Below are 25,379 nucleotides of genomic sequence, written 5' to 3' on the forward strand. Positions count from 1 at the left end.
GGCAGCTCCTACCGTTAAATCGTCTTTCCAAGAGAGCTTTACGTGCCTATCACCTTGCAGGCTTTGTTTGCGCCTGACCGCCGCGCCTTACAGTTCGCGATCAAAACGTTGATCGGTGGCGGCCTGGCGCTGTGGCTGGCATTACGCTGGGGCCTGGAGCAACCGGCCTGGGCGTTGATGACGGCGTTCATCGTCGCCCAGCCCTTGTCCGGGATGGTGGTGCAGAAGGGCCTGGCGCGGTTGCTGGGGACGCTGGTCGGGACGATCATGTCAGTGGTGTTCATGGGGTTGTTTGCCCAGACGCCTTGGCTGTTTTTGTTGGCCTTGGCGTTATGGCTGGGGCTGTGTACGGCGAGTTCGACCTTGCTGCGCAGCGCCTGGTCCTATTCGTTCGTGCTGGCCGGTTACACGGTGGCGATCATCGCGCTGCCGGCCATTACTCATCCGCTGACGGTGTTCGATCAAGCCGTGGCTCGCTGCACGGAAATCTGCCTGGGCATTCTTTGCGCCACCGCCGCCAGTGCGCTGCTCTGGCCGATGCGGGTCGAACGGCAACTGGCGGATCAGGCGCGGGCAGCCTGGCAAAGTGGGATGAACGCCGCGCGTGCGACCCTGGCCGGTGATGGTCAGGCGCGTAAAGGCTTGCTGGAAATCCTCGGGAGAATCGTCGCCGTCGATGCCCAGCGCGAGCATGCCTGGTTTGAAGGAAGCCTGGGGCGGCAACGAGCACGCGCGATCAGCGGCTTGAGCCAAAAGCTGTTGATGCTGCTGCGCATCGCCCGTTCGGTGCGCCGCCAGTGGAAGCAATTGGAGCCTCAGGAAGCCGAGCAACTGTTGCCCTGGATGACGGAGGTTCAAGAGGCGCTCAACAGCCCGGATACCGCGACCCTGCAAGCGCTGCGGCCGAAGTTGCTCGACGCTTCCCACGACCCGCACATCAGCTGCGCACAGAGTTACTGCCTGGCCCGTTTCACCTTGTTGCTCGATACCGCCATGGCGGCCAGCGCCGCGTTGAACGCCGTTGAGGAGGGCAAGGAAACGGTCGATCCACCGAGAACCCTGACACCCCACCGCGACCTGTCATTGGCGCTGATGTTCGGTACCCGCAGTGCCCTGGCGTTTCTGGTGGTCTCGTGCTTCTGGTTGGCGACCGCCTGGCCCGCCGCCTCCGGCGCGCTGCTGTTGACGTGCGTGGTGTGTAGTCTGTTTGCCAGCCGCGAGAATGGCGCCCAGATAGGCATGAGTTTTATGCGCGGGATCTTCCTGGCCATTCCGGCCGCGTTTATCGTCGGGCAGATTCTGCTGCCGCAATGGAGTGGTTTTGCGTTGCTGTGCATGGGCATGGGCGTGCCGTTGTTTTTCGGTGCATTGGGCATGGCCAAACCGCAGATCGGTGCGACGGCTACCTCATTTTGTCTGCACTTCATCGTGCTGGTCTCGCCGCTCAATGCGATGAAATTTGATGTCGCGACGTTCTTCAACAGCGCTCAATCCATCGTGGTCGGTGTCGGCGCCGCAGTGCTGGCGTTCCATTTGTTGATCCTGCGCAACCCGACGTGGCATGGCCGACGTTTGCTGGCGGCCACCCTCGACGATCTGGTGCGCCTGACCCGGCGCAATCTGCGCGGTGCCGAAAGCTGGTTTGGCGGGCGCATGGCCGACCGCTTGCTGCAATTGGCGCGACACTACCCCGAGTTGCCGGAACCGGCGCGCAGTCGCTGGGACGATGGCCTACTCGGCCTGGACATCGGCGACGAATTGCTGCATTTGCGTTTGAGTCTGGCGGTGGCGCAGGCACCGGTCAGTGCGCCTCAGCGGCGTTATCTCGAACAGCTGGAAAAAATCCTCGAGCAAGGCCCGGCCGGCAGTCGCGCCGAGGCGTTGGCGCAGCCGAGCGAAGAACTCTTGAAGACCTTGTACGCATTGCCCCCCAGCGATGCGGTGAAACTGGCCCAAGGCGCGGTGCTGCAATTGCAAAGCAGCTGGCGCGCCTGGTGCCGTCAACAGGAGCAAAGCCATGGGCTTGCGTGAGTGGTCGGTGGGTGGCGTGCTGCTCAGTCCGTTTCTGATTTATGTGCTGCTGGCGCTGCTCGTCACTGGAGCCTTGCGCATGCTTTTGCGCCTGACGCCGGTGGGCCGCTGGATCTGGCACGAAGCGTTGTTTGATTGCGCCTTGTACGTCTGTGTATTGACCTTGATCACCGTCGTCCTCGGACCTTTATAAGGAGTTGAAAATGCGTACACCGATACGTGTCGCGGTGACCTTGTGCCTGGTGGCGGCGGCGATCTTTGCCGGCTTCCATTTGTGGCAGTACTACATGCTCACGCCTTGGACTCGGGATGCGCGGATCCGCGCCGACGTGGTGGTGATCGCCCCGGACGTCTCGGGTTGGGTGCGTGAGCTCAAGGCTTTTGATAACCAGCAGGTCAAGGCTGGCGATTTATTGCTGAGCATTGATCGCGACCGTTTCGAAGCGGCGCTGGAGAAAGCTCAAGCGGTGGTGCAGACCCGGCAACAACAACTCAATCTGCGCGAACGCGAAGCCAGTCGCCGCGCAGCCCTCGGGCCGCAGGCCATCAGTGCCGAGCTACGCGAGAACGCGCAAATCAACGCCGGCATCGCCCGTGGCGAACTGCGCGAAGCCCAGGCGGAAGCCAAAGTCGCTGAGCTCAATCTCGCCCGTAGTCAGGTCCATGCGCCACGTAGCGGTCACATCACCAACTTGCGTCTGGCCGAAGGCAACTACGTGAATGCCGGGCAATCGGTGATGGCGTTGATCGACGATTCGACTTTCTATGTGCAGGCGTATTTCGAAGAAACCAAGCTGCCACGGATTCGTGTCGGCGATCCGGTGAAGGTCTGGTTGATGAGTGCGGGGGAGGCATTGCAGGGACATGTCGAAAGCATCAGCCGCGGGATTACCGATCGCAATACCACGCCGGACGGGCAGTTGCTGGCAGAGGTCGAGCCGACGTTTAACTGGGTGAGGCTGGCGCAGCGGATTCCGGTACGGATCAAGATTGATAAGTTGCCGGAGGGGATGAATTTGAGTTCGGGGATGACGGCGAGTGTGCAGGTGCAGGAGGGGCATTAAGTTCAAAAGATCCCAGCCTCGTTCCACTCGACAGCTCCTACAGGTATCGCAAAACCCTGTAGGAGCTGTCGAGTGAAACGAGGCTGCGATCTTTTAAGGCAATCAGCCGATGCTGATTGCCGGCAGCTTAGGCAACGTCACCGTCTGTTGCTTACGCGGCGCCAGAATCTCCGCCTCACCATCCACTACCAACTCATCACGCTGGTTAAACACGCGAGTGGCAATCCGCACACGAAACTTCGGCAGCTTCTCGAGAATCTCCAGACGCACGGTCAGCGTGTCGCCAATTTTCACCGGCTTCTGAAAGCTCATCTGCTGACCGATATAAATAGTCCCCGGCCCAGGCAACTCGCAGGCAACGGCAGCGCTGATCAGCGCACCGCTGAACATGCCGTGAGCGATGCGCTCCTTGAACATGGTGCCGGCGGCGAATTCAGCGTCCAGGTGCACCGGGTTGTGATCGCCGGACATCGCGGCGAACAACTGAATGTCGCGCTCTTCGACCGTCTTGCTGTAGCTGGCGGTCTGGCCGACTTCAAGGGCCTCGTAAGGGGTGTTGGTAACCTGGGTCATCTGTTTCAATTCCTGTCACGAATAAATAAATTCAAAAAAACTATTCCGATCTGGGTGGCCGACGGTGGCTCAGTGCCTGGGCGATCCAGCTCAACACGTCATTGATCACTTCATCGCGGTTGCTCTCGTTGAACAGTTCATGCCGTGCCTGCGGGTAAATCGTCAGTTGCAGGCTCTGGCTGCCGGCCGCGCGCAGCGCATGGGCCAGATCTTTCAGACGCTCGCCTTCGCTCACCGGATCACATTCACCGCCGATGACCAGCAACGGCAGGCCCGGATCAATCTGAGCGAGATTGGACGCTTTGCTGATTTGCTGCAACCCACCGAGCAAATCGATCCACAGCTGATTGGTGCAGCGAAAGCCGCAGAGCGGGTCGTTGGCGTACAAATCGACCTCCGCCGGATCGCGACTGAGCCAGTCGAACCGCGTGCGTACCGGTTTGAATTTCTTGTTGAACGAACCGAACGACAGCCATTCGATCAGCGCGCTGCGACCCTTCGGGCCCTGGCGCAAACGTTCTAATCGCGCAATCTGTCGCGCCGCGCGATAGAGCGCCACCGGTTGGAAGTTCGACCCGCTGAGAACGGCCCCGTGCAGGCTGGCGCTGTGATGCAGCAGATAAGCCTGGGCGATGTAGCTGCCCATGCTGTGACCGAGCAACACAATCGGCATTCCCGGATGTTGTTGGCCGATGTGCTGGTTGAGGCTCGCCAGGTCGCCGACTACTTTGCACCAACCGTCATCGTCGGCGAAATGACCCAGTGTCCCGTTTTCGGCAGTTTTGCCATGTCCACGCAGGTCCGGCGCGTAGACGCCGTAACCCTGAGCACAGAGTTTTTCCGCCAGACGGGCGTAGCGGCCACTGTGTTCCGCCATGCCGTGGGCCAGCAGGATCACTGCTTTTAAAGGCGCGGCGGGCAGCCACTGGTTGACGAAGAGGCGACTGCGGTCGCTCGCGGTCAGCCAGAAAGTGTCGTGGATCATGGCGGTTCCTTTGCATAGGGCTGCATGTGGCATGGGCGTCGTTGCATTGTATAGCGCATCCAAAGCGTGCCGTCTGATCAGGCCACGCCACGGCAGCAAGATTCACACGATCAATGTCGACCGTGCGCATATTTGCCTGATTCGCCATAGCTGCTAGTGTCCGTGGAGCCCCGCTTTTTCGCTCTTTAGTTTTGAAGAAGGACAGAAAAGCGGCCCCGGATAGGTTCAGGTAAAGAGGACAAGAACAATGCAACCTGATTTCTGGAATGACAAACGCCCGGCCGGCGTGCCCCTGGATATCGATCAAGGGGCCTATAAGTCGGTGATCGAGGTGTTCGAGCGTTCCTGCAAGAAATTTGCTGACCGCCCGGCATTCAGCAACATGGGCGTCACCCTGACCTACGCCGAACTGGAACGCTACAGCGCAGCGTTCGCCGGTTACCTGCAAGCCCACACCGACCTGGTGCCGGGGGATCGCATTGCGGTGCAGATGCCCAACGTCCTGCATTACCCGATTGCCGTGTTCGGTGCCTTGCGCGCCGGGCTGATCGTGGTCAACACCAACCCGCTGTACACCGCGCGGGAGATGCGTCATCAGTTCAAGGACTCCGGTGCCCGGGCGCTGGTGTACCTGAACATGTTCGGGGCCAAAGTCCAGGAAGTGCTGCCCGACACCGACATCCAGTACCTGATCGAAGCGAAGATGGGCGACCTGATGCCCGCCGCCAAGGGCTGGCTGGTCAATACAATGGTGAGCAAGGTCAAGAAGATGGTGCCAGCGTATTCGTTGCCCCAGGCCATTTCCTTCAAGAGCGCGTTGCGCCTGGGTCGGGGCCTGGGCATCAAGCCGCTGAAAGTCGGGCTCGACGACATCGCCGTGCTGCAATACACCGGCGGCACCACCGGCCTGGCCAAGGGCGCGATGCTGACCCACGGCAACCTGGTGGCCAACATGCAGCAAGTGCGGGCGTGCCTGGAGCAGTTCGGCAATGACGGCCAGCCGCTGTTGCGCGAAGGGCAAGAGGTCATGGTCGCGCCGCTGCCGCTGTACCACATCTATGCGTTCACCGCGAATTGCATGTGCATGATGGTTTCAGGCAACCACAACGTGCTGATCACCAATCCGCGGGACATCGGCGGCTTCATCAAGGAGCTGAAGAACTGGCGGTTCTCGGCGCTGCTGGGGCTCAACACGCTGTTCGTCGCACTGATGGACCATCCGGACTTCAAGACCCTGGATTTCTCCAGCCTCAAACTCACCAACTCCGGTGGCACCGCGCTGGTCAAGGCTACCGCCGAGCGCTGGGAACAGCTCACCGGTTGCCGCATCACCGAAGGTTACGGCCTGACCGAAACTTCGCCGGTGGCCTGCACCAACCCGTACGGCGACAAGTCGCGGCTCGGCACGGTCGGCCTGCCGGTGCCGGGCACCACGCTGAAGGTCATCAACGATGAAGGCGTCGAGCAGGCGCTGGGCGAGCGCGGCGAACTGTGCATCAAGGGCCCGCAGATCATGAAGGGCTACTGGCAGAAACCCGAAGCCACCGCCGAAGTGCTGGATGCCGAAGGCTGGTTCAAGTCGGGCGACATCGCGGTGATCGACCCGGACGGTTTTGTGCGCATCGTCGATCGCAAGAAAGACATGATCATCGTCTCGGGCTTCAACGTGTACCCGAACGAAATCGAAGACGTGGTCATGGCTCACCCGAAAGTCGCCAACTGCGCAGTGATCGGTGTGCCGGACGAGCGTTCGGGGGAGGCGGTGAAGCTGTTTGTGGTGGCCCGTGAAACGGGTGTCAGCCTTGAAGAGCTGAAGGCTTACTGCAAGGAAAACTTCACGGCGTACAAAGTGCCCAAGCACATCGTCTTGCGTGAGTCGTTGCCGATGACGCCGGTGGGCAAGATATTGCGGCGGGAGTTGCGTGATATCGCGTAACCGGTCGTAGACCGAGGTGCTGCCAAAAGATCGCAGCCTTCGGCAGCTCCTACAGGGGATCGCATTCCTTTGTAGGAGCTGCCGAAGGCTGCGATCTTTTGCTTTTAAACCCCGTATTTATGGGGGTTTGAAGGCTGTATAGAATTTTTGCTCTAAAATGACCGCTTGCTATTCTTGAGTCATTAAAGTGACTGTAGAGGCGGCTTTTGGCTCTGGTCGGCCCTTGGCAAAGCTGCTACTCTCGGCGCGCTTTGTGACTTCTCGGCCTATGTAAATAGCCAGACTCACCAACAAACACACACCAATAATAATCGCATCAAATGCGGTGATGAATTCGCGTTGCTGAGGAGTGGGCTTCCATGATCGAAGACTTTTGGAAGGATAAGTACCCTGCCGGGATTGCTGCCGACATCAATCCGGACGAGTATCCGAATATTCAGGCGGTGTTGAAGCAGTCCTGCCAACGCTTTGCCGACAAACCGGCGTTCAGCAACCTGGGCAAGACAATCACCTACGGTGAGCTGTACGAATTGTCCGGTGCCTTTGCCGCGTACCTGCAACAGCATACCGACTTGCAGCCGGGCGATCGAATCGCCGTGCAGCTGCCCAACGTGTTGCAGTACCCGGTCGCCGTCTTCGGTGCCATCCGCGCCGGGCTGATCGTGGTCAACACCAACCCGCTGTACACCGCGCGGGAAATGGAGCACCAATTCAACGACTCCGGTGCCAAAGCCCTGGTCTGCCTGGCCAACATGGCGCACCTGGCCCAGCTCGTCGTGCCGAAAACCGGCGTCAAGCACGTGATCGTCACCGAAGTGGCCGACCTGCTGCCGCCGCTCAAGCGTCTGCTGGTCAACAGCGTCATCAAATACGTGAAGAAGATGGTCCCGGCGTATCACTTGCCCAAGGCCATCAAGTTCAACGACGTATTGAGCAAGGGCCACGGCCAGCCAGTCGCTGAAGCCAACCCGGCCAGCAGCGACGTTGCCGTGCTGCAATACACCGGCGGCACCACCGGCGTGGCCAAGGGCGCGATGCTGACCCACCGCAACCTGGTGGCGAACATGCTGCAGTGCAAGGCGCTGATGGGTTCCAACCTCAATGAAGGTTGCGAGGTCCTGATCACGCCGCTGCCGCTGTACCACATCTATGCCTTCACCTTTCATTGCATGGCGATGATGTTGATCGGCAACCACAACATCCTGATCAGCAACCCGCGCGATTTGACGGCGATGGTCAAGGAACTGTCGAAGTGGAAGTTCAGTGGTTTTGTTGGGCTGAACACGCTGTTCGTGGCCCTGTGCAACAACGAAGGCTTCCGCAAGCTGGACTTCTCGGCGCTGAAAGTCACCCTGTCCGGTGGCATGGCCCTGCAACTGGCCGCGGCCGAGCGCTGGAAAGCGGTCACCGGTTGCGCCATCTGCGAAGGTTACGGCATGACCGAAACCAGCCCGGTGGCCACCGTCAATCCAATCCAGAACATCCAGATCGGCACCATCGGTATTCCGGTGCCGTCGACCCTGTGCAAAGTCATCGACGATGCCGGCGTTGAACAGCCGTTAGGCGACATCGGCGAGCTGTGTGTGAAAGGTCCGCAAGTGATGAAGGGTTACTGGCAGCGTCAGGACGCCACCGATGAAATCCTCGACAGCGAAGGCTGGTTGAAGACCGGTGACATCGCGCTGATCCAGCCTGACGGTTACATGCGCATCGTCGATCGCAAGAAAGACATGATCCTGGTCTCCGGTTTCAACGTGTACCCGAACGAACTGGAAGACGTGCTCGCGACCCTGCCGGGCGTGCTGCAATGCGCAGCCATCGGTGTGCCGGACGAGAAGTCGGGCGAGGCGATCAAGATCTTCATCGTCGCCAAACCGGGCGTGACGCTGACCAAAGAGCAAGTGATGGAGCACATGCGCGCCAACGTCACCGGCTACAAGGTTCCGCGCTCCGTGGAGTTCCGCGACGCGCTGCCGACCACCAACGTCGGTAAGATCCTGCGCCGCGAGTTACGCGACGAAGAGCTGAAGAAGCTCGGCGTCAAGAAGGTAAGCGCGTAACAAACAAAAGCCCCGCAGATGCGGGGCGTTTGTTTTTGGTCAGGATATTTTCAGCGCCTGTCAGGCCGCCTTCGCGAGCAAGCCCGCTCCCACATTTAACCGGGTTCTTCAAGAAGGAATGCGATCGAGTGTGGGAGCGGGCTTGCTCGCGAAGCTTTTTAGCTTTTGCTGTTACAGGCGGAACTGCGCGAAATTGACGTTGGTCCCCGCCGGACGCATGTCCTGGAGGTACGAGTCCTTGTCGGCGCTCAGTTCCAGGCTCAAGGCCGCTTTGCGTTTACCTTCGTTGCGCACCACCAGTCCTTCGAGCTTCTCCCGAAGGAATACCGTCGGCACTTTCAGGTGCAGCAGTTCGTCGGTATCCGGGGTGTGCATCAGCAGGTGAACCCATTCGTACTGACCAATGGCCAGGCGCGCGACCGGAATATCGAACCACCAGATGTTGCGGTTACGGTTCAATTCGGTGAAGTGGCAGTTGTTGACGCCAAGCACAGCACCGCCAAGTTCCTGGTTTCTGCGGGCAATGGCCTGCTTTTTATCGAGTTTCATAACATTCCTACGGGATTGGATCTTCAGCGCCATGGCCTGAATTCGTTGCGCATTCTCGGGGGTTGGTCGGCAAACATAAAGCCCAACCTGCACTGAACGATGAAATGTCGCCGTGAAAATAAATGAAACTCCGCGCAAACGCCTCCGGTCAACCTTGTGTAACGACTTTTCTCGTTCAATTGTTCACAGGAGAAACACCATGAGCAGCACTGGCGATAAAGCAAAAGGCTTGGCCAACGAAGCAGTCGGCAACGTCAAACAAGGCGTCGGCAAGGCAACCGGCAACGACAAAATGCGCACCGAAGGCGTGGTGCAGGAAAGGAAAGGCGAAGCCCAGCAAGCGGTTGGCAAAGCCAAAGACGCGATCAAGAAAGGCATCGACAAGGCGTGATCCGGTCTTTGATGAGCGTAAAAAACGGCCATCCGCGGATGGCCGTTTTTGTGTCAGCCTGAACTTGTACAAGGAAATTGTTTCAAACTCGCCAAGTAGGCTACTTTGATGTAGAAAACGGCCCCTGAGTCGCCACGACTTCAACCTTTTTGCGGCGAAAGGAGACGCTAATGTTTTTCCCACACATGAAAGGTCTGCGCCTGCACCGTGTCATGGTGCGCACGATCACCGAGTTCGTCGACGACGAGATGTCGACCTATGCCTCGGCGCTGGCCTATCAGATGCTGTTCTCTCTGTTCCCCTTTATTCTGTTCCTGATCGCCCTGATCGGTTTCCTGCACCTGCCGGACTTCTTCTCCTGGCTGCGCCTGCAATCGGAACTGGTCCTGCCGCCCCAGGCGCTGGAGCAGGTGAACCCGGTCATCGACCAGCTCCAGCAATCCAAGGGGGGCTTGCTGTCGATCGGTATCGTGATTGCCCTGTGGACCGCGTCCGCCGGTGTGCGGCTGATGATGAGCGCGATGAACGCCGCCTACGACGTGGTCGAAGGCCGTCCGGCGTGGAAGCGTTTCCCGCTGTCGATTTTCTACACCATCGGCATCGCCGCCATGCTACTGGTGGCCGCCGCGCTGATGGTGCTCGGGCCGCAGGTGATGGAATGGATCGCCTCGCAAGTCGGCCTTGAAGAATTCATCGTGACCCTTTGGACCATCGTGCGCTGGCCGGTGGTCGTGATTCTGTTGATGATGGCGGTGGCGCTGATTTATTACGTCATGCCCGACGTCAAACAGGAGTTTCGCTTCATCACCCCGGGCTCGGTGCTGGCGGTGGTGGTGTGGATCATCGCGTCGGTGGGTTTCGGTCTGTACGTCAAGACGTTCGCCAACTACAACGCCATGTATGGCAGTATCGGCGCGATCATCGTGCTGTTGCTGTACTTCTACATTTCCGCCGCGGTGCTGTTGCTCGGCGCGGAGATGAATGCGGTGATCGAACACATGTCGACCGAAGGCAAGGACCCTGGCGAAAAGGTCCCCGGCGAGCATGACCACGAACCCAAACAACATGTTTCGGGACTGGGTCGGGACCACTCGATCAAGCCGACCACTGACGAAGTCATCAAATGATCCGTGAAATTCTGAAAATGGGCGACGAGCGCCTGCTGCGCATCGCCCCGCCGGTGCCCGCCGAAATGTTCGACAGCCCGGAGCTGTGGCAACTGATCGACGACATGTTCCAGACCATGGAAAGCGTCGGCGGCGTTGGCCTGGCCGCGCCGCAGATCGGCGTCGACCTGCAACTGGTGATCTTCGGTTTCGAGCACAGCGAACGCTATCCGGATGCTGAAGCTGTGCCGCAGACGATTCTGATCAACCCGTTGATTACGCCGTTGAGCCCGACGCTGGAAGAGGGTTTCGAAGGCTGCTTGTCGGTGCCCGGCCTGCGTGGCGCGGTGGATCGCTATCAGCACATTCGGTACGAAGGTTTCGATCCCAAAGGGCAGCCGATTGTGCGCATCGCCGAGGGATTCCATGCGCGAGTGGTACAGCATGAATGCGATCACCTGGTCGGCCGGTTGTACCCGTCGCGCATCAGTGACTTCAGCAAGTTCGGGTTTACCGAAGTGATGTTTCCGGATCTCGATCCGAACGCAGACGATTGATTCGAAAACACCTCAAACCCCTGTGGGAGCGAGCTTGCTCCGGGCGGCGTTCCGACGATGGCGGTGTGTCAGTCGATATCAATGTTGACTGTTCTGACCCCTTCGCGAGCAAGTCGAATCGTCGCACCGCCGCTCCCACATTAGATCTTCATATGGCTTTAGAGCGTTATCTGGCCTTCCAACCCCATGGCGATCATCGGCTTGCTGCGCGCATAACGGCTCAAGCGTTCCGCCATGGAATAGGGCAGTGGCGGGTCGAAGGTAAAACCACGACGTTCATAAAACCCGCGCAAGTCCGGATGACAAAACAACCACACCGGACCTTCAAGATCCTTCAGCGCCTCGGCGATCAGCGCCGCAGCGATGCCCTGTTCACGGCAGGCCGGATCGACAAACAAACCCGTCAGCCAATGCCCGTCCGCCACCGGTCGCAAACACAGTGCGCCAATGATCTCCTCGCGCCTGGCCACCCAGAGTTGAGCGTCGCGGACCGCTTTCATCGACGATTGGTGAGCGCGATAAAACTTGTTCATCAAGGGCCATAAAGGCTCGGCGAGCAAGGTGTACTGGGTGTTGGGCATGGTCTTCGACTGTCGGTGCGCAAAGCGGGCGATTATAAAAGAACGCGCGCGCAGCGATAGGTGTATACCTGATCTCACATCCCGTATGAGTGGAGTACGTATCATGGCCAAAGGCATGGATTCAAAAAAAGCGGCAAAGAAGAAACCGGCAAAAACCGCCGATGAAAAGCGCGCGGACAAGAAGGCCAAGAAGGTGGATGTGTTCGGTCATTGATCCCGCGACAAGGGAGCCCGGCCTCGGGCTCCCGCTGCTTCTGACGAAATAACCAAATAATCTGCAAGAAAACCCTGCGTCATTGCACAGAAGGGGATTGGTCCCCGATCTGAGCAACGCCATGCCCCATTACTTCGATACCGTCCACCGTGAAGAAATCGACACCCTGCGCCAACGCCTGACTGCTCGCACCGAGTGGCCGACCTGGTTGCTGCTGATCGGCGTGTACGTCGGTTGGTTCAGCATCGTGCTCGCCAGTGGTTGGTTGGGCCTGTGGTGGAGCACATTGTTGTTGATTCCATTGGTGGTGCTCTGGTTATCGGTGCAGCACGAATTGCTTCACGGTCATCCCACCCGCTGGACATCGCTGAACAAGATCCTCGGCTACGCGCCGTTCGCCGTCTGGTATCCCTACACCCTGTATCGCGACAGCCATCTGCTGCATCACCGCGACGAAGACCTGACCCTCCCGGGTCGCGATCCGGAAAGCCGTTACCTGAGCGCCGAGCAATGGCAGGGCAGTTCACTGTTCGAACAGGGCCTGCACTGGCTGAACAAAACCGTGCTCGGACGCTTCGCCCTCGGTGCACCGCTGGCCTTGCTGGCGCTGGCCCGAGAAGAGTGCCAGCGTCTGAAAGCAGGTGAGCGGCAGGCCTGGTTGATGTGGTTGAGCCACGGCGCGTTGACCCTCCTGATGTTGCTGTTTATCGCCCGCTACAGCGTGCTGCCGGTGTGGCATTACCTGTTGCTGATCAATGTGCCGGCGCTATCGATTGCCATGATTCGCTCCTACTATGAACACCGTCCCCACGCCAAGCCCGAGCAAAGGACGGTCATCAACGAAGCCGCCTGGCCGTGGCGCTGGCTGTTCCTGAACCTCAATCTGCATTTGGTGCATCACGACTTGCCAGGGCTGCCCTGGTACGACTTGCCCCGCGCCTACCGCGCGCGTCGCGAGCAATGGCTGGCGCGCAGCGGCGGGTTTCTGGTGCAGGGTTATGGCCAGTTGTGGCGCCAGCATGGAGTGAAGGCCATCGACAGCCCCAGGCACCCGTATTACTGAGCGAACGCGTTCCCTTGTGGGAGCGGACTTGCTCGCGAAGAGGGAGTGTCAGTCGACACCAATGCTGCCTGTCCCACCGCTTTCGCGAGCAAGCCCGCTCCCACAGGGGAATTTCGTCGTATGGGAAGATTGTGATGACACAACACCTCGCTGAATTACTGATGTACGTCGCCCCCGAGCCGGTCCGCCAGGCGAACGAGCGCTGGCTGACGCGAATTATCGAGCGACTGGGTGCCACCCGCCGTCACGCCGAGGGCGTTTCGCTGATGGACCTTTGGCTGTCCCCGCACTTGCTGCTGACCCAAACCTGCGGCTACCCGCTGATGACCGCGTTGCGCGGTCGGGTCCGGGTCATTGGTCGTCCTCGCTATGAACTACCGGACGCTAACGGCGGCAACCATTGCAGCCTGTTGCTGAGTCGCGCCGATGATCCACGGCGCAGTTTGCCGGCCTTTCGCGACAGTCGTGGGGTGATCAATGGCGAAGACTCCAACAGCGGCATGAACCTGTTGCGTCACCGACTGGCGCCGCTGCATCAAGAGGGGCAGTTCTTCGCCAGTGTCGGTATCAGCGGCAGTCACCGCGAAAGCCTGCGCTGGCTGCGAGAAGAGAAGGCAGACCTAGCGGCCATCGACAGCGTGACCTTCGCCTATCTGGCGCAGCACGCCGAAGAAGAAGTGGCCGGGCTGCGGGTCATCGCGCGAAGCGCGTTCAGTCCGACCTTGCCGTATATCACCGCCGCGACTGTCACCGATGAACAGGCCGAAGAGCTGCGGCAGGTGATGAATACGACGTTGCAGGAATTGCCCGAAGTCAGGGAAATCCTCGGTCTGCAAGAGGTATTGCTGGCCGGCGATAGCGACTATCAGATTGTGCTCCACTATCAGCAAGAGGCTGAGGCGTTGGGGTTTGGGCGATTACGGTAGGCAGAATCAAAAGATCGCAGCCTCGTTTTACTCGACAGCTCCTACAAGGATATCGGCGTACACCTGTAGGAGCTGTCGAGCGAAGCGAGGCTGCGATCTTGACGATTTTGAAATAGTACTTAATGGAATATAAAAATGCTTTTTAAGTATTTTTAACGAATAAGTCTCCTTGCTAGGATCGCGTCACCGGATCACCGGACATTCAGCGACCCCTAACCCTTGGAGCCTTATGTCCGGCACCGACTTTTCCCATCGCAACGACGTGGGCGGCTTGTTTCGCGCGCATTACCCCTGGCTGTGCACAAGGTTGCGCCGGCATCTGGGCGCCAGTTCCAGCGTCGAAGACATCGCTGCCGAAACCTTTTTGCAGCTGCTCGAATCGCCGGGGCTGACCCCGATCCGCGAGCCTCGCGCCTTGCTCACCACCATTGCCCAGCGGTTGATCTATCAGCTCTGGCGTCGCCGCGATCTGGAACGCCACCACCTCGATCAGTTGCAACAGATCGATCAGCCTCAAGCGCTCTCGCCCGAAGAACGGGTGCAACTGACCCAGGCCTTGCATGGTATCGAGCGCACGCTTGAGCGCTTGCCGGGCAAGGTTCGGGCAACTTTCCTGTTATCGCGAATCGACGGTCTGACCTACCCGCAAATCGCCGCCGAACTGGGCATTTCCCAACGCTCGGTCAGCGTTTACATGACTCGTACCCAAGCCCTGTGCGCCCGGCACAGCGCCAACCAATCCTTGAATCCCCTGACCCGGAGGTCCGCATGAGATCAATCAAAACCCTGCTCGGCAGTTCACTGCTGGCCCTGAGTTTTGTGGCTACCCACGTTCCCGCAGCGGAGAAAACCGCGCCGATCCACTTCGGCGACATCACCTGGGAAAGCGGCAGCCTCATCACAGAAATCCTGCGATTGATTGTCGAGAAAGGTTACGGCTACCCGACAGATACCTTGCCGGGCAGCACCGTCAGCCTCGAAGCGGCATTGGCCAAGAACGATATTCAAGTGATCGGCGAAGAGTGGGCCGGGCGCAGTCCGGCGTGGGTCAAAGCCGCCTCGCAAGGCAAAGTGTTTGGGCTGGGTGACACGGTCAAAGGCGCCACCGAAGGCTGGTGGGTGCCGGAATACGTGATCAAGGGCGATCCCGAACGCGGCATCAAACCCCTGGCCCCGGAGCTGAAATCCGTCGCTGATCTGGCGCGTTACAAAGATGTGTTCCGCGACCCGGAAGACCCGAGCCGTGGACGCTTCCTCAACAGCCCGACCGGCTGGACCTCGGAGATCGTTAACAGGCCATCGTCGGAACGCCGCCCGGAGCAAGCTCGCTCCCACATTGGATCTTCGGCATGACATAGATCCCCTGTGGGAGCGAGCTTGCTCCGGGCGGCGTTCCGACGATGGTCTTGAGACTTACACCAACTCCGCGGCCAACGCAGCCTTCACGGCTGGCCGCTGATCAACCCGTGCCTGAAACCGCGCCAACGCCGGCCACTCATTCAAATCGATGGCAAACAGGTGCGCCCAGCGCAACACCGTAAACAAATACGCATCGGCAATGCTGAACCCGTCAGCCATCAAATAATCCTGGCGCTCCAGCGTCTGACACAACACCGCAAACCGCTTGAACAGTTTCTCCTTGATCAGCGCTTTCACCTCATCCGGGAACTGCGAACTGAACAGCCAGCCAAGCCCGCCATGAATCTCCGTCGAAATGAAATTCAGCCATTCCTGCAACCGCACTCGCTCGAACGTCCCGCTCACGGGGGCCAGGTTCGCTTCGGGTCGCAGGTCTGCCAGGTATTGGAGGATCGCCGGGCCTTCGGTCAACACGTGTTCGTTGTCCAGTTGCAGTGCCGCGACGTAGCCCTTTGGATTGATGGCGAGGAAGTCGTCGCCGTTGGCGGTTCGCTTGCTGGTGTTGTCGACGCGGATCAATTCGAACGGCAGATCGAGTTCGCGCAGCACGATATGCGGCGCCAGCGAGCAGGCGTGTGGGGCGTAATACAACTTCATCGGCAGGGCTCTGGCTGGGGATTTGCGCCAGTGTCATAGTGCGCGGCACCTTCGTAAAATTAATCTTTCAGAAAACCGCCATAAGGAAAGCTACTGCCATGATGAATCTGATGCACTGGCGAATGGTGGTGGCGGTGGCTGACACGGGCAACATTACCCGGGCGGCCGAGCGGGTCGGCATGACCCAGTCCGGTGCCAGCCAGGCCTTGGCGTTGATTGAAGAAACCCTGGGCGTTCAACTGTTCAGTCGAGAGAATCGCCAGACTTTGCCGACGGCAATCGGCCTGTCTGTGATCGAACACGCGAGAACCATGCTCGGGGCCCTGGAAAATATCCGTACCAGCGTCGATGCCACCAAAGACATTCAGCGCGGGACGATTCGCCTGGCCAGTTTCCCCATGGTGCTGGCGACTTTCCTGCCGCCGCTGCTGCGTCAGTTCAACCGGCTTTATCCCGGCATTCAGGTGGTCGCGCTGGAGGTCAGCGACGATGAAGTGGAAACGCTGCTCGGCGCCGGGCTGGTGGATGTCGGCGTAGTGTTGAACCCGTCGCCCGAGCGCAATGCCGGTCGCCTGGGACGTGATGCCTGGATGGCGGTGGTGCCTGGCGGCCATCCTTTGGCTCGCCGTTCGAATGAAGAAGGCGTCTCTCTGGCTGAGTTGGTGGAACAACCTTTTGTACTGGCCACGGGCGGTTGCTCGACCAACGCTCGCAGCCTGGCGGAGGATGCCGGGCTGCAACTGCTTGATGTGCGGGTCGAGGTCCGAGAATGGAGCAGTGCGTTCACCCTGGTGCGGGAAAACATCGGCGTGACGCTGGTGCCGGAGATGACGCTGCCGAGCCAACTTCAGGGGCTGCGCGTGGTGCCGGTGACTCCGCGTATCGATCGAGAGTTTGCTTTGGTGGCCGCTGCGAACAAGCCACCCTCGGCGGCGGTGCAGGCGTTGATGGGCATGCTCGCTGAGAAATGACGCATACCGAAGCTGAACCGATTTTGTCCTCAATACTGGCCGACTAGTGGCCTTGCTTACCTGCCTCGCCAGTCTATGCTGAATCGTAACTAACTATGTCGACCACCATGTGAAGGCCGTCATACACGTTAAAAGTGCGCGCAACCCAAGGCGCCGACTCTGAACAACACGGAGCTGTCCGGTCAATGGAATGTCTTATCAGAACGTTAGGGCTGGCCCGATTCCGGGCTATCAAGAGAAGGATGTCTTGATAAGGGCGTTGCTGCATGGACTCTCCGATTAAACATCATTGATCACCTGACCAAGTCCTTCCTGTGGAGGGATGCGTGTGCCTGTTCCTTGGAACGTAGTGGTGGAGCTGTTGAAAGACCAAAGAACTTTCATCAAACAAAAGACCGCGCTGAAGGTGATACGACTATGTTTAACCGACGTCACAAGACCGACCTGCTGGAAATCGAACGATTCAGTTGCGCGCTGACCGAGGCTAACGCGAAGTTGGCCGCAGTCAGCCGCTCGATGGCGATGATTGAGTTCACCCCCGAAGGCATCGTGCTCGATGCCAACGACAACTTTTGCAGTGCCATGGGTTACAGCGCCGAAGAAGTGCGCGGTAAGCATCACCGGATCTTTTGCGAAGAAGCGTTTTATCGAAGCGAAGCCTACGCCAAGTTGTGGCGTGACCTGGCCCGTGGCGAACCGGTGAGCGGGAACTTTTTACGCTTGAACAAGAGCGGCAAGGAGATCTGGCTCGAAGCCAGCTATATGCCGGTGTTCGGCGCTGATCGTCAGGTTCGGAGTGTGATCAAAGTCGCCACTGATATCTCAGCCAGGACCTATAAGGAACACGAAAGCGAGAGCATGCTCGCGGCGATCGGTCGTTCCATGGCCGTGATCGAATTCACTCCGGATGGCAAGGTCATCACGGCCAACGACAACTTCTTGAAGACGATGCATTACTCGCTCAACGAAGTGGTTGGCCAGCACCACAGCCTGTTTTGTCATCGCGCCGAAGCCGAATCTCAGGCCTACAAAGCGTTCTGGGCCTCGCTCAATCGCGGCGAATATCACTCGCACCGTTTCGAGCGCAAAGATAAGCACGGTCATACGGTTTTCCTGGAGGCCTCCTACAACCCGCTGTTCGACACCAAGGGGCGGTTGTACAAAGTGGTCAAGTTCGCCAGCGACATCACCCAGCAAGTCACCACCCTGCAAACCGCTGCGGAATCGGCCCACAGCACCTCGGTACAAAACGACGCCTGCGCGCAGAAAGGTTCCCAGGTGGTTCAGCAAACCGTGCAGATCATTCAGGACATTTCCAAAGACTTGAACGAAGCGGCGCTGAGCATTGATGCCGTCAGCAAACAGTCCGACATCATCGGCACCATCGTTCAGACCATTCGCGGTATTGCCGATCAGACCAACCTGCTGGCGCTCAACGCCGCGATCGAAGCGGCCCGGGCCGGGGAACACGGGCGCGGGTTCGCGGTAGTCGCCGATGAAGTTCGCAGCCTTGCGGCACGAACGAGCCAGGCAACGCTGGAGATCGTTGAAGTGGTGCGCAAGAACCACGATTTGTCATTGAGTGCGGTGTCGAGCATGCAGTCTAGTTTGAGTCGAACCGGATTAGGCGTGGAACTGGCGAACGAGGCGGGGGAGGTGATTCTGGAGATACAGCAAGGATCGCGGCATGTGGTGGATGCGATCAGTCAGTTCAACTCGACCTTGCAGATAAGTTGATAGCGGCACATTGAAAAGGGTCCCTCGAAGGGTAATGTCGATCAGTTAAGCCAAAACGCGATCCGTAGCAGCTGGCGAAGCCTGCGTTCGGCTGCGCAGCAGTCGTGAAATCAGACGATGCGGTGTTTCAGGAAGACCGCAAACTCAGGTTTTACGACTGCTACGCAGCCGAACGCAGGCTTCGCCAGCTGCTACGGATTGTGTCGTTCCTTAACTGACTGGCATTGCCCTCGAAGGGACCCTCTTTTATTGATTTCCGCACTTTTAAAGCGAAGCGAGGAACTTGTCGACCACCTGGCTGCTGCCTTTTTCGCTGCTGCTGTTTTCCTTCTCGGCCTGCGCCAGTTTGATCTTGTCTTGCATGCGCTCGGCAATCTCTTTACCGATCGCCAGTTGTTTTTCCGGTGGCATGGTTTTCAAGTCATCTTCCGTCAACCCCATCTCTTGCAAAATACTGTCGCGCAACCGCTGCTCCGGTGTTTTGCTCATGTACTCCTTGAAGGCGTCCGTGGCTGTTTCAACATCGGCGGGTAGGTGGGCGGACGAGGCTTGCAGTCCCACGCGGGTTTTGGCGAACGCTTCATCGACGTTATCGCTGATCCGGGTTGCTTCGCTGACTTGTTGGGTAGCGATTTGGGTGGCTGAGTCCTGGACCTGCTTAGTGGTCTGCGCGGTTTGCGCTTGCACATTGTGTTGCAGGGCTTGTGTCATGGCGGCTTGTAGGCCGCCCTGAAGTCCGGCGGCGGCGTCCGAGATCGGTTCGTCGCCGGGGCGCTTGGGGAGGGGCGTCACCAGGTTTTGTTTTGCACTGACCAACATGATGAATAGACCTTGTAGGTATTTGCGGTGCAGTACTTTCGGCAAATACTGTGCCTAATTAAAAACACTAACAAAATCAATTGATTGTTGTTTTACGGCTCAAGGGTGACCGAGGGGTTGAGGTCAACCTTTGCCGCCGGGCGGCTGAGGTCGACCGCTTGCTGCACCAGCCACTACGAATGTTTATTTTTTAGCGATTTGTAGCGCGGGAACCGCTCAAGGCAGGCCGTTGCAGCCGTGTTTCAGGAATCCCGGGCGTTGTGCCAACCGTTGGAAATACTCGTCGATGGCCGGGTAGTCGGGGCGCTCCATCGGTGTCATCAGCCAGCGGTTGACCGACAGACCGATGACGATGTCCGCCAGCGTGAAGTGTGGCCCGGCGACATACGCTTTGGTGGCCGCGAGCTGATGCTCGAGGATGCCCATTTTCTGATTCCAGCCGTGTACACCGGCGGCGATGTGATGCGGGTCCTGGAACTCTGGATCTTTGCGTACCAACGCCGTGAACGCAAAGCTCCAGGAGGCATTGAGTTCAGTCGCTTGCCAATCCATCCACTGCTCCACCCGAGCGCGGGCCGCCGATTCGTGGGGTAGCAGATCGGTGTTGTGGTGTTTGCCGGCCAGATAGCGGCAGATGGTGTTGGACTCCCACAGCACGCCGGCCTCATCGATGATCACCGGCACCAGTGCGTTGGGATTGAGCCTGAGAAACTCCGGCGTGTGGGTCGAGGCATAACCGCCGCCCCAGTCTTCACGTTCGTAGGCAACACCCAGTTCCTCACAGGTCCACAGGACTTTTCTGACGTTAATGGACGAGGCTTTACCCAGAATCTTCAGTGCATGTTCCATTGAGCTACTCCGTTAGCGATTCGACGCTTCAGGAATCTAACAGACATTCAGCGTTTTCAAACCGGATCCGGCAGCGCCGAAATTGGCAAACCAAACGTGCGATCAAACAACCAGTTGAAGGCGAAGGTGTAGCACGGGATGAAAATGATCAGCGCCGCGTCCAGCAGGAAGGCTTGCACCAGGCTGATGTTCATCCACCAGGCGATCAACGGGATGAGGAACACTATCAAGGTTAGTTGAAAACCCACGGCATGGGCGATGCGCCGTTTAACGGTGCGGGTTCGCGAAGGCTGACGGCTTTCCCAGCGTTCGAACAGCGTGGTGTAGATGAAATTCCAGGTCACCGCAATGGTGGTGATGATCACGGCCAACGGGCCAGTGCTGCCGGGAGAGGTGCCGGACAACAACGCCAGGCCCAGGGCCGAGAAGGTCATGCCGATGACCTCGTAAAGCGACACGTAGATCAGTTTTCGTTTAACGCCTTGCATGGGAATTTGCCTCTTTCTGCGAACTTGAAGCCAGGAGCACTGGCGAAGGCGGCGAAAGATAGCTTCAATAGGGCTGACAGAAAAAGTCGGAAGCTTTCAGTTTTATTGATAGGACGAGGAATGAATTTCAACAGCGACAGCATCGAGTTGTTCCTCGCGGTGATCGAGCGCGGCTCGTTTTCCGCTGCCGCCCGGGCACTGGGTAAAGTGCCGTCGGCGGTGAGCATGGGCATCGCCAACCTGGAAGCCGAGCTCGGTTATCCACTGTTCGATCGCAGCCATCGCGAACCGGTGCCGACGGCGATGGCCAGCGCATTGGTGCCGCATGCGCGACTGATTGCCGAGCAGCTCAAACAGCTGCAAGTGCATGCGGTCGAGTTGTCGCTGGGGCTGGAAAGCAAGTTGTCTATCGGGGTGGTGGCGGACATCGACAGGGGGCGCGTGATGGCGGCGATCAAGGTCATCGCCGAGCGTCATCCGCTACTGGACATCGAAGTGCTCAGCGCACCGCAGGATGATGTGCTGGCGATGCTCCACAGCGGCCGGGTCAGCGTTTGCCTGGCGTTCGCCGGGCTGAGCATGAACGTGCTGGAGCGGTTCCAGTTCGTTGGCACCGAACGGATGATCGCTACGCTGGCGGCGGACAATCCGCTGTTTCAGGGTAAGGATTTGTTCCTGGAAGACTTGGTCCACGTACGGCAAATCATCGTCGCCGGCCGCGACCTGCCGATCAGCGAAACCCGGCCACTGGTGGCCGAGTCTTACTGGCGCACCGACACCTTGGCCATGGCGCTGGAAATGGTCGAAGCCGGATTGGGTTGGGGCAATTTTCCGCTGTCGGTGGTCCAGCCGATGCTTGATGCCGGAAGGCTCAAGCGTCTGAGTTTCCGCAACATTGAGAACGGGTTGGTGCTGCCGGTGCATGCGGTGTGGCTCAAGAGCCAGCCATTGCAGAAAGGGGCGTTGGCGTTTGTGGAATTGATGGGGCGTTGATCCAGTGTAGGAGCAAGCTCGCTCCCACAGTGGCTACGTACTCTCGCGCACCTTCAACTCAAACCCCATGTCCTGCACTGGTTTGGCCACCGTGTTGCCGGCCATCAACGTCAACATCTGCTCCGCTGCGCGCCGGCCGATGGCTTCTCGCGGGGTGCTGATGCTGCTCAGACGCGGGACCATGTGCGCCGAGGCCGGCAGGTCGTTGAAGCCGAGGATCGCCACTTGTTCGGGGATCTTGATCCCGCAGCGCATGGCTTCGAGCAGTGCGCCCTGGGCCAGGTCGTCGTTACCGAAGAAGATCGCGTCGACATCGGGATGAGTGGCGATCAGTTGCAGGAACAGTTCGCCACCAAGGCCGACGGAGGAAGAGCGAGGTGTCAGCACTTCCAGGTCCGGGTCATACAAACCGGCCTTTTGCAGGGCTTTGCGGAAACCTTCGCCGCGCAGCAACGTGCGTTGATCCAGTTGCGCGCCAATGTAGGCCAGACGCTTACGACCGCGGGACAGCAAATGCCCGGCCGCTGTCTCGCCGGCAGCGAGTTGCGAAAAGCCCACGCAATTGAGCCCGGCGGCGCTGTCCAGTTCCATCATGTACACGCAGGGAATGTTGCTGGCCTCGATCATCCGGCGCGAGCTTTCGGTGCGGTCGAAACCGGTCAGCAGCAAACCGCGAGGCTGATACGCCATGTAATTGCGCAGCAGGTTTTCTTCTTCGTCACGTGAGTAGTGGAAGTTCCCGATCAGCACTTCGAAGCCTTTGGGGCGTAAAACCTGATGAATGGCTTCCAGCGTGTCGATGAACAATAAGTTGGACAGTGACGGCACCAATACCACCACCGAATGGCTCTGGGCCGAGGCTAGCGCGCGGGCGGCAGGGTTGACCACGTAGTTGAGTTCAAGCGCCGCTTTCTGGACTTTTTCCACCAGTTCGGTGGCCACCGTGCTAACCCCGCGCAGGGCGCGAGAGGCGGTGATCGGGCTGACACCGGCCAGGCGTGCGACTTCGTTCAAAGTGGGGCGGCCAGTGGTGCGCGTATTTTTATCGTTTTTAGAGGAGATCATCGGACGGCTTGCCAAACAAAATTCGAGGCACTAAGGTAGCGCTGTCTCGACGCAGCTGCAAATGCGTGAGCGGGGTTTGCCTGATCCCCGTTTTTTGGCGTTGAGAACGAACATGCTGCAACCCACAAAAATGACAAGAAGGCGTCGGCAACTTCTGCTTTTGATTGGGGTGTCCTGTCTCATAAATACTGTTCATTTTTGACGGTGTCTGTTGCTGTCATGCTGCGTTACCGCTCCTCGCCATAGCCAGCTATGACTCGTCGCGGTGCCTTGCCTGACAACAACAGCCACTCGTCAAAAAGGAACGTATTTATGAGACAGGACACTAATGTCCTAACTGTCAAAGGTAGCGCTGTCTGCGCGCTGAGGTGTTACATGAATCATCCCATCACCGCCCTGGTCATCATGGGCGTTGCCGGTTGCGGCAAGACTTGCGTCAGCGAGGCCTTGTGCCAACTCAGCGGCGCGACCGCCATTGAAGGCGACACTTTCCACCCTGCCGCCAATATCGAAAAGATGAGCGCAGGTATCCCCCTGAACGACGACGACCGCGCCGGCTGGCTCGACAGCCTGTGCGATGAATTGCGCCGCATCGACGCCAAGGGCGAACGCCCGGTGCTCACCTGCTCGGCCCTCAAACTCATTTACCGTGAACGTCTGCGCAGCGCCTTGCCGGGCCTGGGCTTCGTGTTCCTTGAGCTGACCCCTGAAGTTGCCGCTGATCGTGTCTCTCATCGGCCGGGCCACTTCATGCCATCGACGTTGATCGACAGCCAGTTCGCCACCCTTGAATCGCCTGTTGGTGAGCCCCTGACCCTGGCTCTGGACACGTCTAACCACAGCGTCGACCAATTGGCGAAGCAAGCTCATGACTGGTGGCAGGCTCATGGCCTGAAACACGCCGTATGAGTTTTGCCCGAAGAGATAGCGCTGTCCTGATGGCTTGCGAATTACCCGCTTTAACAACAACAACAACCAGGAGACACCCCTAATGTTTGGCATGTCCCACGAGACGTTCCTGCTGCTCGATGCAGTGGTCACGGTGATCGGGCTTATTGTCCTGATTACCAAATTCAAGCTGCATCCCTTCATTGCTCTGATTATTGCCGCCGCGTTTCTCGGGCTGACCTCCGGCATGCCGATCGGCACCATCATCAAGGCGTTCCAGGACGGCTTCGGTGGGGTGCTCGGTTTCGTCGGGATCATCCTCGCGCTGGGCACGATGCTCGGCAAAATGATGGCCGAGTCGGGCGGGGCGGATCAGATTGCCCAAACCCTGATTCGCGCGTTCGGCAAGGACAAGGTGCAGTGGGCGATGATGTTCGCCGCGTTCCTGGTCGGCATTCCGCTGTTTTTCGAAATCGGCTTCGTGCTGCTGATCCCGCTGGTGTTCATCGTCGCCCGGCGTACCGGCGTGTCGATCATCAAGATCGGTATCCCGCTGCTGGCCGGTCTGTCCGCCGTGCACGGTCTGGTTCCGCCGCACCCGGGTCCGTTGCTGGCCATCGGCGTGTTTGGTGCCGACATCGGTAAAACCATTCTGTACGGACTGATCGTTGCGCTGCCGACGGCCATCATCGCCGGCCCGATCTACGGCACGTTCATTGCCAAGTACATTCCGGGTCATCCTAACCAGGAACTGGTCGATCAACTGGCGCGCGAGCCAGAGGCAGCTGAGCTGCCGAGCTTCAGCATCACCCTGATCACCGTGCTGCTGCCAGTGTTCCTGATGTTGCTCAAGACCTTTGCCGACGTGGTGCTGCCGGAAGGCAATTTCTTCCGCTCGTTCATGGACCTGATCGGTCACCCGATTTCGGCGCTGCTGCTGGCGTTGCTGCTGTCGCTGTACACCTTCGGGCACCGTCAGGGCATGGGCTCCAGCAAAATTCTCAAGTTGCTCGACGCGAGCCTTGCGCCGACCGCCGCGATCATTCTGATCATCGGTGCCGGTGGTGGCTTCAAGCAGATGCTGGTGACCAGCGGCGTGGGTGACGTGATCGGCCACATGGCGGTGAACGCACAGATCTCGCCGATCCTGCTGGCCTGGCTGGTAGCAGCGGTGATCCGTATCGCGACCGGTTCGGCAACCGTAGCCACCATTACCGGCGCGGGCATCGTGGTGCCGGTGGTGGGGATGATTCCAGGTGTGAACCGTGAGCTGCTGGTACTGGCGACCGGTGCCGGTTCGTTGATCCTGTCTCACGTGAACGATGCGGGTTTCTGGCTGGTGAAGCAGTACTTCAACATGACCGTGGCGGAAACCTTCAAGACCTGGACCGCGATGGAAACCATCCTGTCCGTGGTGGGCCTGGGCTTCATCCTGCTGTTGTCGCTGTTCGTTTAACCACACCGCAAAACCAAATGTGGGAGCGGGCTTGCTCGCGAAGGGGCCGTGTCAGACAACA

24 protein-coding genes and 3 pseudogenes are annotated in these 25,379 nt (G+C 58.9%); 18 read left to right on the top strand and 9 right to left on the bottom strand.

Translation table 11 applies throughout. The features are described 5' to 3' along the window. Window positions 1-42: 42 nt before the first annotated feature. The 3 genes from E3W21_RS02455 to E3W21_RS02465 are packed head-to-tail and all read left to right on the top strand — an operon-like array spanning window position 43 to window position 3,095. Window positions 43-2,031 carry an FUSC family protein gene (locus E3W21_RS02455; RefSeq protein ID WP_134417603.1) on the top strand — a complete coding sequence of 663 codons (1,989 nt, stop codon included), beginning with the start codon at window positions 43-45 and terminating at the stop codon, window positions 2,029-2,031. Next, window positions 2,018-2,224: a DUF1656 domain-containing protein gene (locus tag E3W21_RS02460; protein ID WP_008151119.1), complete on the top strand. Its 207-nt coding sequence runs from the start codon at window positions 2,018-2,020 to the stop codon at window positions 2,222-2,224. Before E3W21_RS02455 ends, E3W21_RS02460 begins: the two co-directional genes overlap by 14 nt. A 10-nt stretch (window positions 2,225-2,234) precedes the next feature. After that, complete coding sequence (locus tag E3W21_RS02465; RefSeq protein WP_129437773.1) at window positions 2,235-3,095, top strand: HlyD family secretion protein; 861 nt, start codon at window positions 2,235-2,237, stop codon at window positions 3,093-3,095. 102 nt (window positions 3,096-3,197) lie between these two features. Here the strand turns inward: E3W21_RS02465 and E3W21_RS02470 are convergent, their stop codons facing one another. Together E3W21_RS02470 and E3W21_RS02475 are read right to left on the bottom strand one after the other, a co-directional pair. Next, on the bottom strand, window positions 3,198-3,668 hold the full coding sequence (locus E3W21_RS02470) for a MaoC family dehydratase (RefSeq protein ID WP_046049496.1): 471 nt from the start codon (window positions 3,666-3,668) through the stop codon (window positions 3,198-3,200). 40 nt (window positions 3,669-3,708) lie between these two features. Beyond that, window positions 3,709-4,653 carry an alpha/beta hydrolase gene (locus E3W21_RS02475; protein WP_134417605.1) on the bottom strand — a complete coding sequence of 315 codons (945 nt, stop codon included), beginning with the start codon at window positions 4,651-4,653 and terminating at the stop codon, window positions 3,709-3,711. Between the two features lie 247 nt (window positions 4,654-4,900). On the opposite strand from E3W21_RS02475, the gene fadD2 reads away from it, so the two are divergent. Both fadD2 and fadD1 read left to right on the top strand, forming a co-directional pair. Beyond that, the gene (fadD2, locus tag E3W21_RS02480; protein WP_134417611.1) at window positions 4,901-6,589 is read left to right on the top strand and encodes a long-chain-fatty-acid--CoA ligase FadD2; all 1,689 of its coding nucleotides are present in this window, start codon (window positions 4,901-4,903) and stop codon (window positions 6,587-6,589) included. 359 nt (window positions 6,590-6,948) lie between these two features. After that, complete coding sequence (gene fadD1 / locus E3W21_RS02485) at window positions 6,949-8,649, top strand: long-chain-fatty-acid--CoA ligase FadD1 (RefSeq protein WP_046049499.1); 1,701 nt, start codon at window positions 6,949-6,951, stop codon at window positions 8,647-8,649. A gap of 171 nt (window positions 8,650-8,820) precedes the next feature. Here fadD1 and E3W21_RS02490 read toward each other — a convergent pair whose 3' ends face one another. After that, entirely contained in the window at window positions 8,821-9,198 is a 378-nt protein-coding gene (locus tag E3W21_RS02490) for a hypothetical protein (RefSeq protein WP_033056806.1), read from the bottom strand. A gap of 199 nt (window positions 9,199-9,397) precedes the next feature. On the opposite strand from E3W21_RS02490, the gene E3W21_RS02495 reads away from it, so the two are divergent. From E3W21_RS02495 to def, 3 genes are all read left to right on the top strand, one after another. After that, window positions 9,398-9,589: a CsbD family protein gene (locus E3W21_RS02495; RefSeq protein ID WP_129437765.1), complete on the top strand. Its 192-nt coding sequence runs from the start codon at window positions 9,398-9,400 to the stop codon at window positions 9,587-9,589. 170 nt (window positions 9,590-9,759) lie between these two features. Continuing rightward, window positions 9,760-10,716, top strand: a complete 957-nt coding sequence (locus E3W21_RS02500; protein WP_134417619.1) for a YihY/virulence factor BrkB family protein — start codon at window positions 9,760-9,762, stop codon at window positions 10,714-10,716. Next, entirely contained in the window at window positions 10,713-11,252 is a 540-nt protein-coding gene (gene def / locus E3W21_RS02505; protein ID WP_129437762.1) for a peptide deformylase, read from the top strand. The genes E3W21_RS02500 and def overlap by 4 nt, the downstream gene beginning before the upstream one ends. Before the next feature lie 158 nt (window positions 11,253-11,410). On the opposite strand, the gene E3W21_RS02510 is transcribed toward def, so the two are convergent. Further along, window positions 11,411-11,833 carry a GNAT family N-acetyltransferase gene (locus E3W21_RS02510; protein ID WP_129437760.1) on the bottom strand — a complete coding sequence of 141 codons (423 nt, stop codon included), beginning with the start codon at window positions 11,831-11,833 and terminating at the stop codon, window positions 11,411-11,413. Between the two features lie 335 nt (window positions 11,834-12,168). Here E3W21_RS02510 and E3W21_RS02515 point away from each other — a divergent pair, with 335 nt between their 5' ends. The 4 genes and pseudogenes from E3W21_RS02515 to E3W21_RS02530 all read left to right on the top strand — a co-directional run. Further along, complete coding sequence (locus tag E3W21_RS02515; protein ID WP_134417626.1) at window positions 12,169-13,110, top strand: fatty acid desaturase; 942 nt, start codon at window positions 12,169-12,171, stop codon at window positions 13,108-13,110. Between the two features lie 134 nt (window positions 13,111-13,244). Next, the gene (locus E3W21_RS02520; protein ID WP_134417633.1) at window positions 13,245-14,036 is read left to right on the top strand and encodes a phosphate/phosphite/phosphonate ABC transporter substrate-binding protein; all 792 of its coding nucleotides are present in this window, start codon (window positions 13,245-13,247) and stop codon (window positions 14,034-14,036) included. Between the two features lie 229 nt (window positions 14,037-14,265). Further along, the gene (locus tag E3W21_RS02525) at window positions 14,266-14,808 is read left to right on the top strand and encodes a sigma-70 family RNA polymerase sigma factor (protein WP_134417640.1); all 543 of its coding nucleotides are present in this window, start codon (window positions 14,266-14,268) and stop codon (window positions 14,806-14,808) included. Further along, window positions 14,805-15,329, top strand: a pseudogene (locus E3W21_RS02530) (glycine betaine ABC transporter substrate-binding protein); the annotation flags it as partial. The gene E3W21_RS02525 and the pseudogene E3W21_RS02530, both read left to right, overlap by 4 nt. 120 nt (window positions 15,330-15,449) lie before the next feature. Here E3W21_RS02530 and gstA read toward each other — a convergent pair. Further along, entirely contained in the window at window positions 15,450-16,052 is a 603-nt protein-coding gene (gene gstA / locus E3W21_RS02535; RefSeq protein WP_134417647.1) for a glutathione transferase GstA, read from the bottom strand. Between the two features lie 98 nt (window positions 16,053-16,150). On the opposite strand from gstA, the gene E3W21_RS02540 reads away from it, so the two are divergent. From E3W21_RS02540 to E3W21_RS32250, 3 genes and pseudogenes are all read left to right on the top strand, one after another. After that, window positions 16,151-17,023, top strand: coding sequence for a LysR family transcriptional regulator (locus tag E3W21_RS02540; protein WP_134417654.1), 873 nt, complete (start codon window positions 16,151-16,153; stop codon window positions 17,021-17,023). A 522-nt stretch (window positions 17,024-17,545) separates the two neighbouring features. Next, a pseudogene (locus E3W21_RS32245) lies at window positions 17,546-18,217 on the top strand (PAS domain-containing protein); the annotation flags it as partial. A 111-nt stretch (window positions 18,218-18,328) separates the two neighbouring features. Continuing rightward, window positions 18,329-18,760: pseudogene (locus E3W21_RS32250) on the top strand (methyl-accepting chemotaxis protein); the annotation flags it as partial. Window positions 18,761-19,024: 264 nt separating this feature from the next. On the opposite strand, the gene E3W21_RS02550 reads toward E3W21_RS32250, so the two are convergent. The 3 genes from E3W21_RS02550 to E3W21_RS02560 all read right to left on the bottom strand — a co-directional run bounded on the left by E3W21_RS02550 (window position 19,025) and on the right by E3W21_RS02560 (window position 20,916). Beyond that, window positions 19,025-19,579 (bottom strand): hypothetical protein, encoded by a 555-nt coding sequence (locus E3W21_RS02550; protein ID WP_134417668.1) that lies wholly within the window; start codon window positions 19,577-19,579, stop codon window positions 19,025-19,027. Between the two features lie 216 nt (window positions 19,580-19,795). Then, entirely contained in the window at window positions 19,796-20,428 is a 633-nt protein-coding gene (locus E3W21_RS02555; protein WP_134417675.1) for a glutathione S-transferase family protein, read from the bottom strand. A 56-nt stretch (window positions 20,429-20,484) separates the two neighbouring features. After that, window positions 20,485-20,916, bottom strand: coding sequence for a PACE efflux transporter (locus E3W21_RS02560; RefSeq protein ID WP_134417683.1), 432 nt, complete (start codon window positions 20,914-20,916; stop codon window positions 20,485-20,487). A gap of 120 nt (window positions 20,917-21,036) precedes the next feature. On the opposite strand from E3W21_RS02560, the gene E3W21_RS02565 reads away from it, so the two are divergent. Then, window positions 21,037-21,909, top strand: coding sequence for a LysR family transcriptional regulator (locus tag E3W21_RS02565; RefSeq protein ID WP_134417690.1), 873 nt, complete (start codon window positions 21,037-21,039; stop codon window positions 21,907-21,909). A 33-nt stretch (window positions 21,910-21,942) separates the two neighbouring features. Here the strand turns inward: E3W21_RS02565 and E3W21_RS02570 are convergent, their stop codons facing one another. Continuing rightward, the gene (locus E3W21_RS02570; protein ID WP_134417697.1) at window positions 21,943-22,974 is read right to left on the bottom strand and encodes a LacI family DNA-binding transcriptional regulator; all 1,032 of its coding nucleotides are present in this window, start codon (window positions 22,972-22,974) and stop codon (window positions 21,943-21,945) included. A 375-nt stretch (window positions 22,975-23,349) separates the two neighbouring features. On the opposite strand from E3W21_RS02570, the gene E3W21_RS02575 reads away from it, so the two are divergent. Together E3W21_RS02575 and E3W21_RS02580 are read left to right on the top strand one after the other, a co-directional pair. Then, window positions 23,350-23,883 (top strand): gluconokinase, encoded by a 534-nt coding sequence (locus tag E3W21_RS02575; RefSeq protein WP_134417704.1) that lies wholly within the window; start codon window positions 23,350-23,352, stop codon window positions 23,881-23,883. Between the two features lie 82 nt (window positions 23,884-23,965). Then, window positions 23,966-25,318, top strand: a complete 1,353-nt coding sequence (locus E3W21_RS02580; protein ID WP_129437734.1) for a GntP family permease — start codon at window positions 23,966-23,968, stop codon at window positions 25,316-25,318. Window positions 25,319-25,379: the final 61 nt, after the last annotated feature.

The organism is Pseudomonas sp. F01002 (assembly GCF_004402115.1).
Taxonomy (GTDB): Bacteria; Pseudomonadota; Gammaproteobacteria; order Pseudomonadales; family Pseudomonadaceae; genus Aquipseudomonas; species Aquipseudomonas frigoris.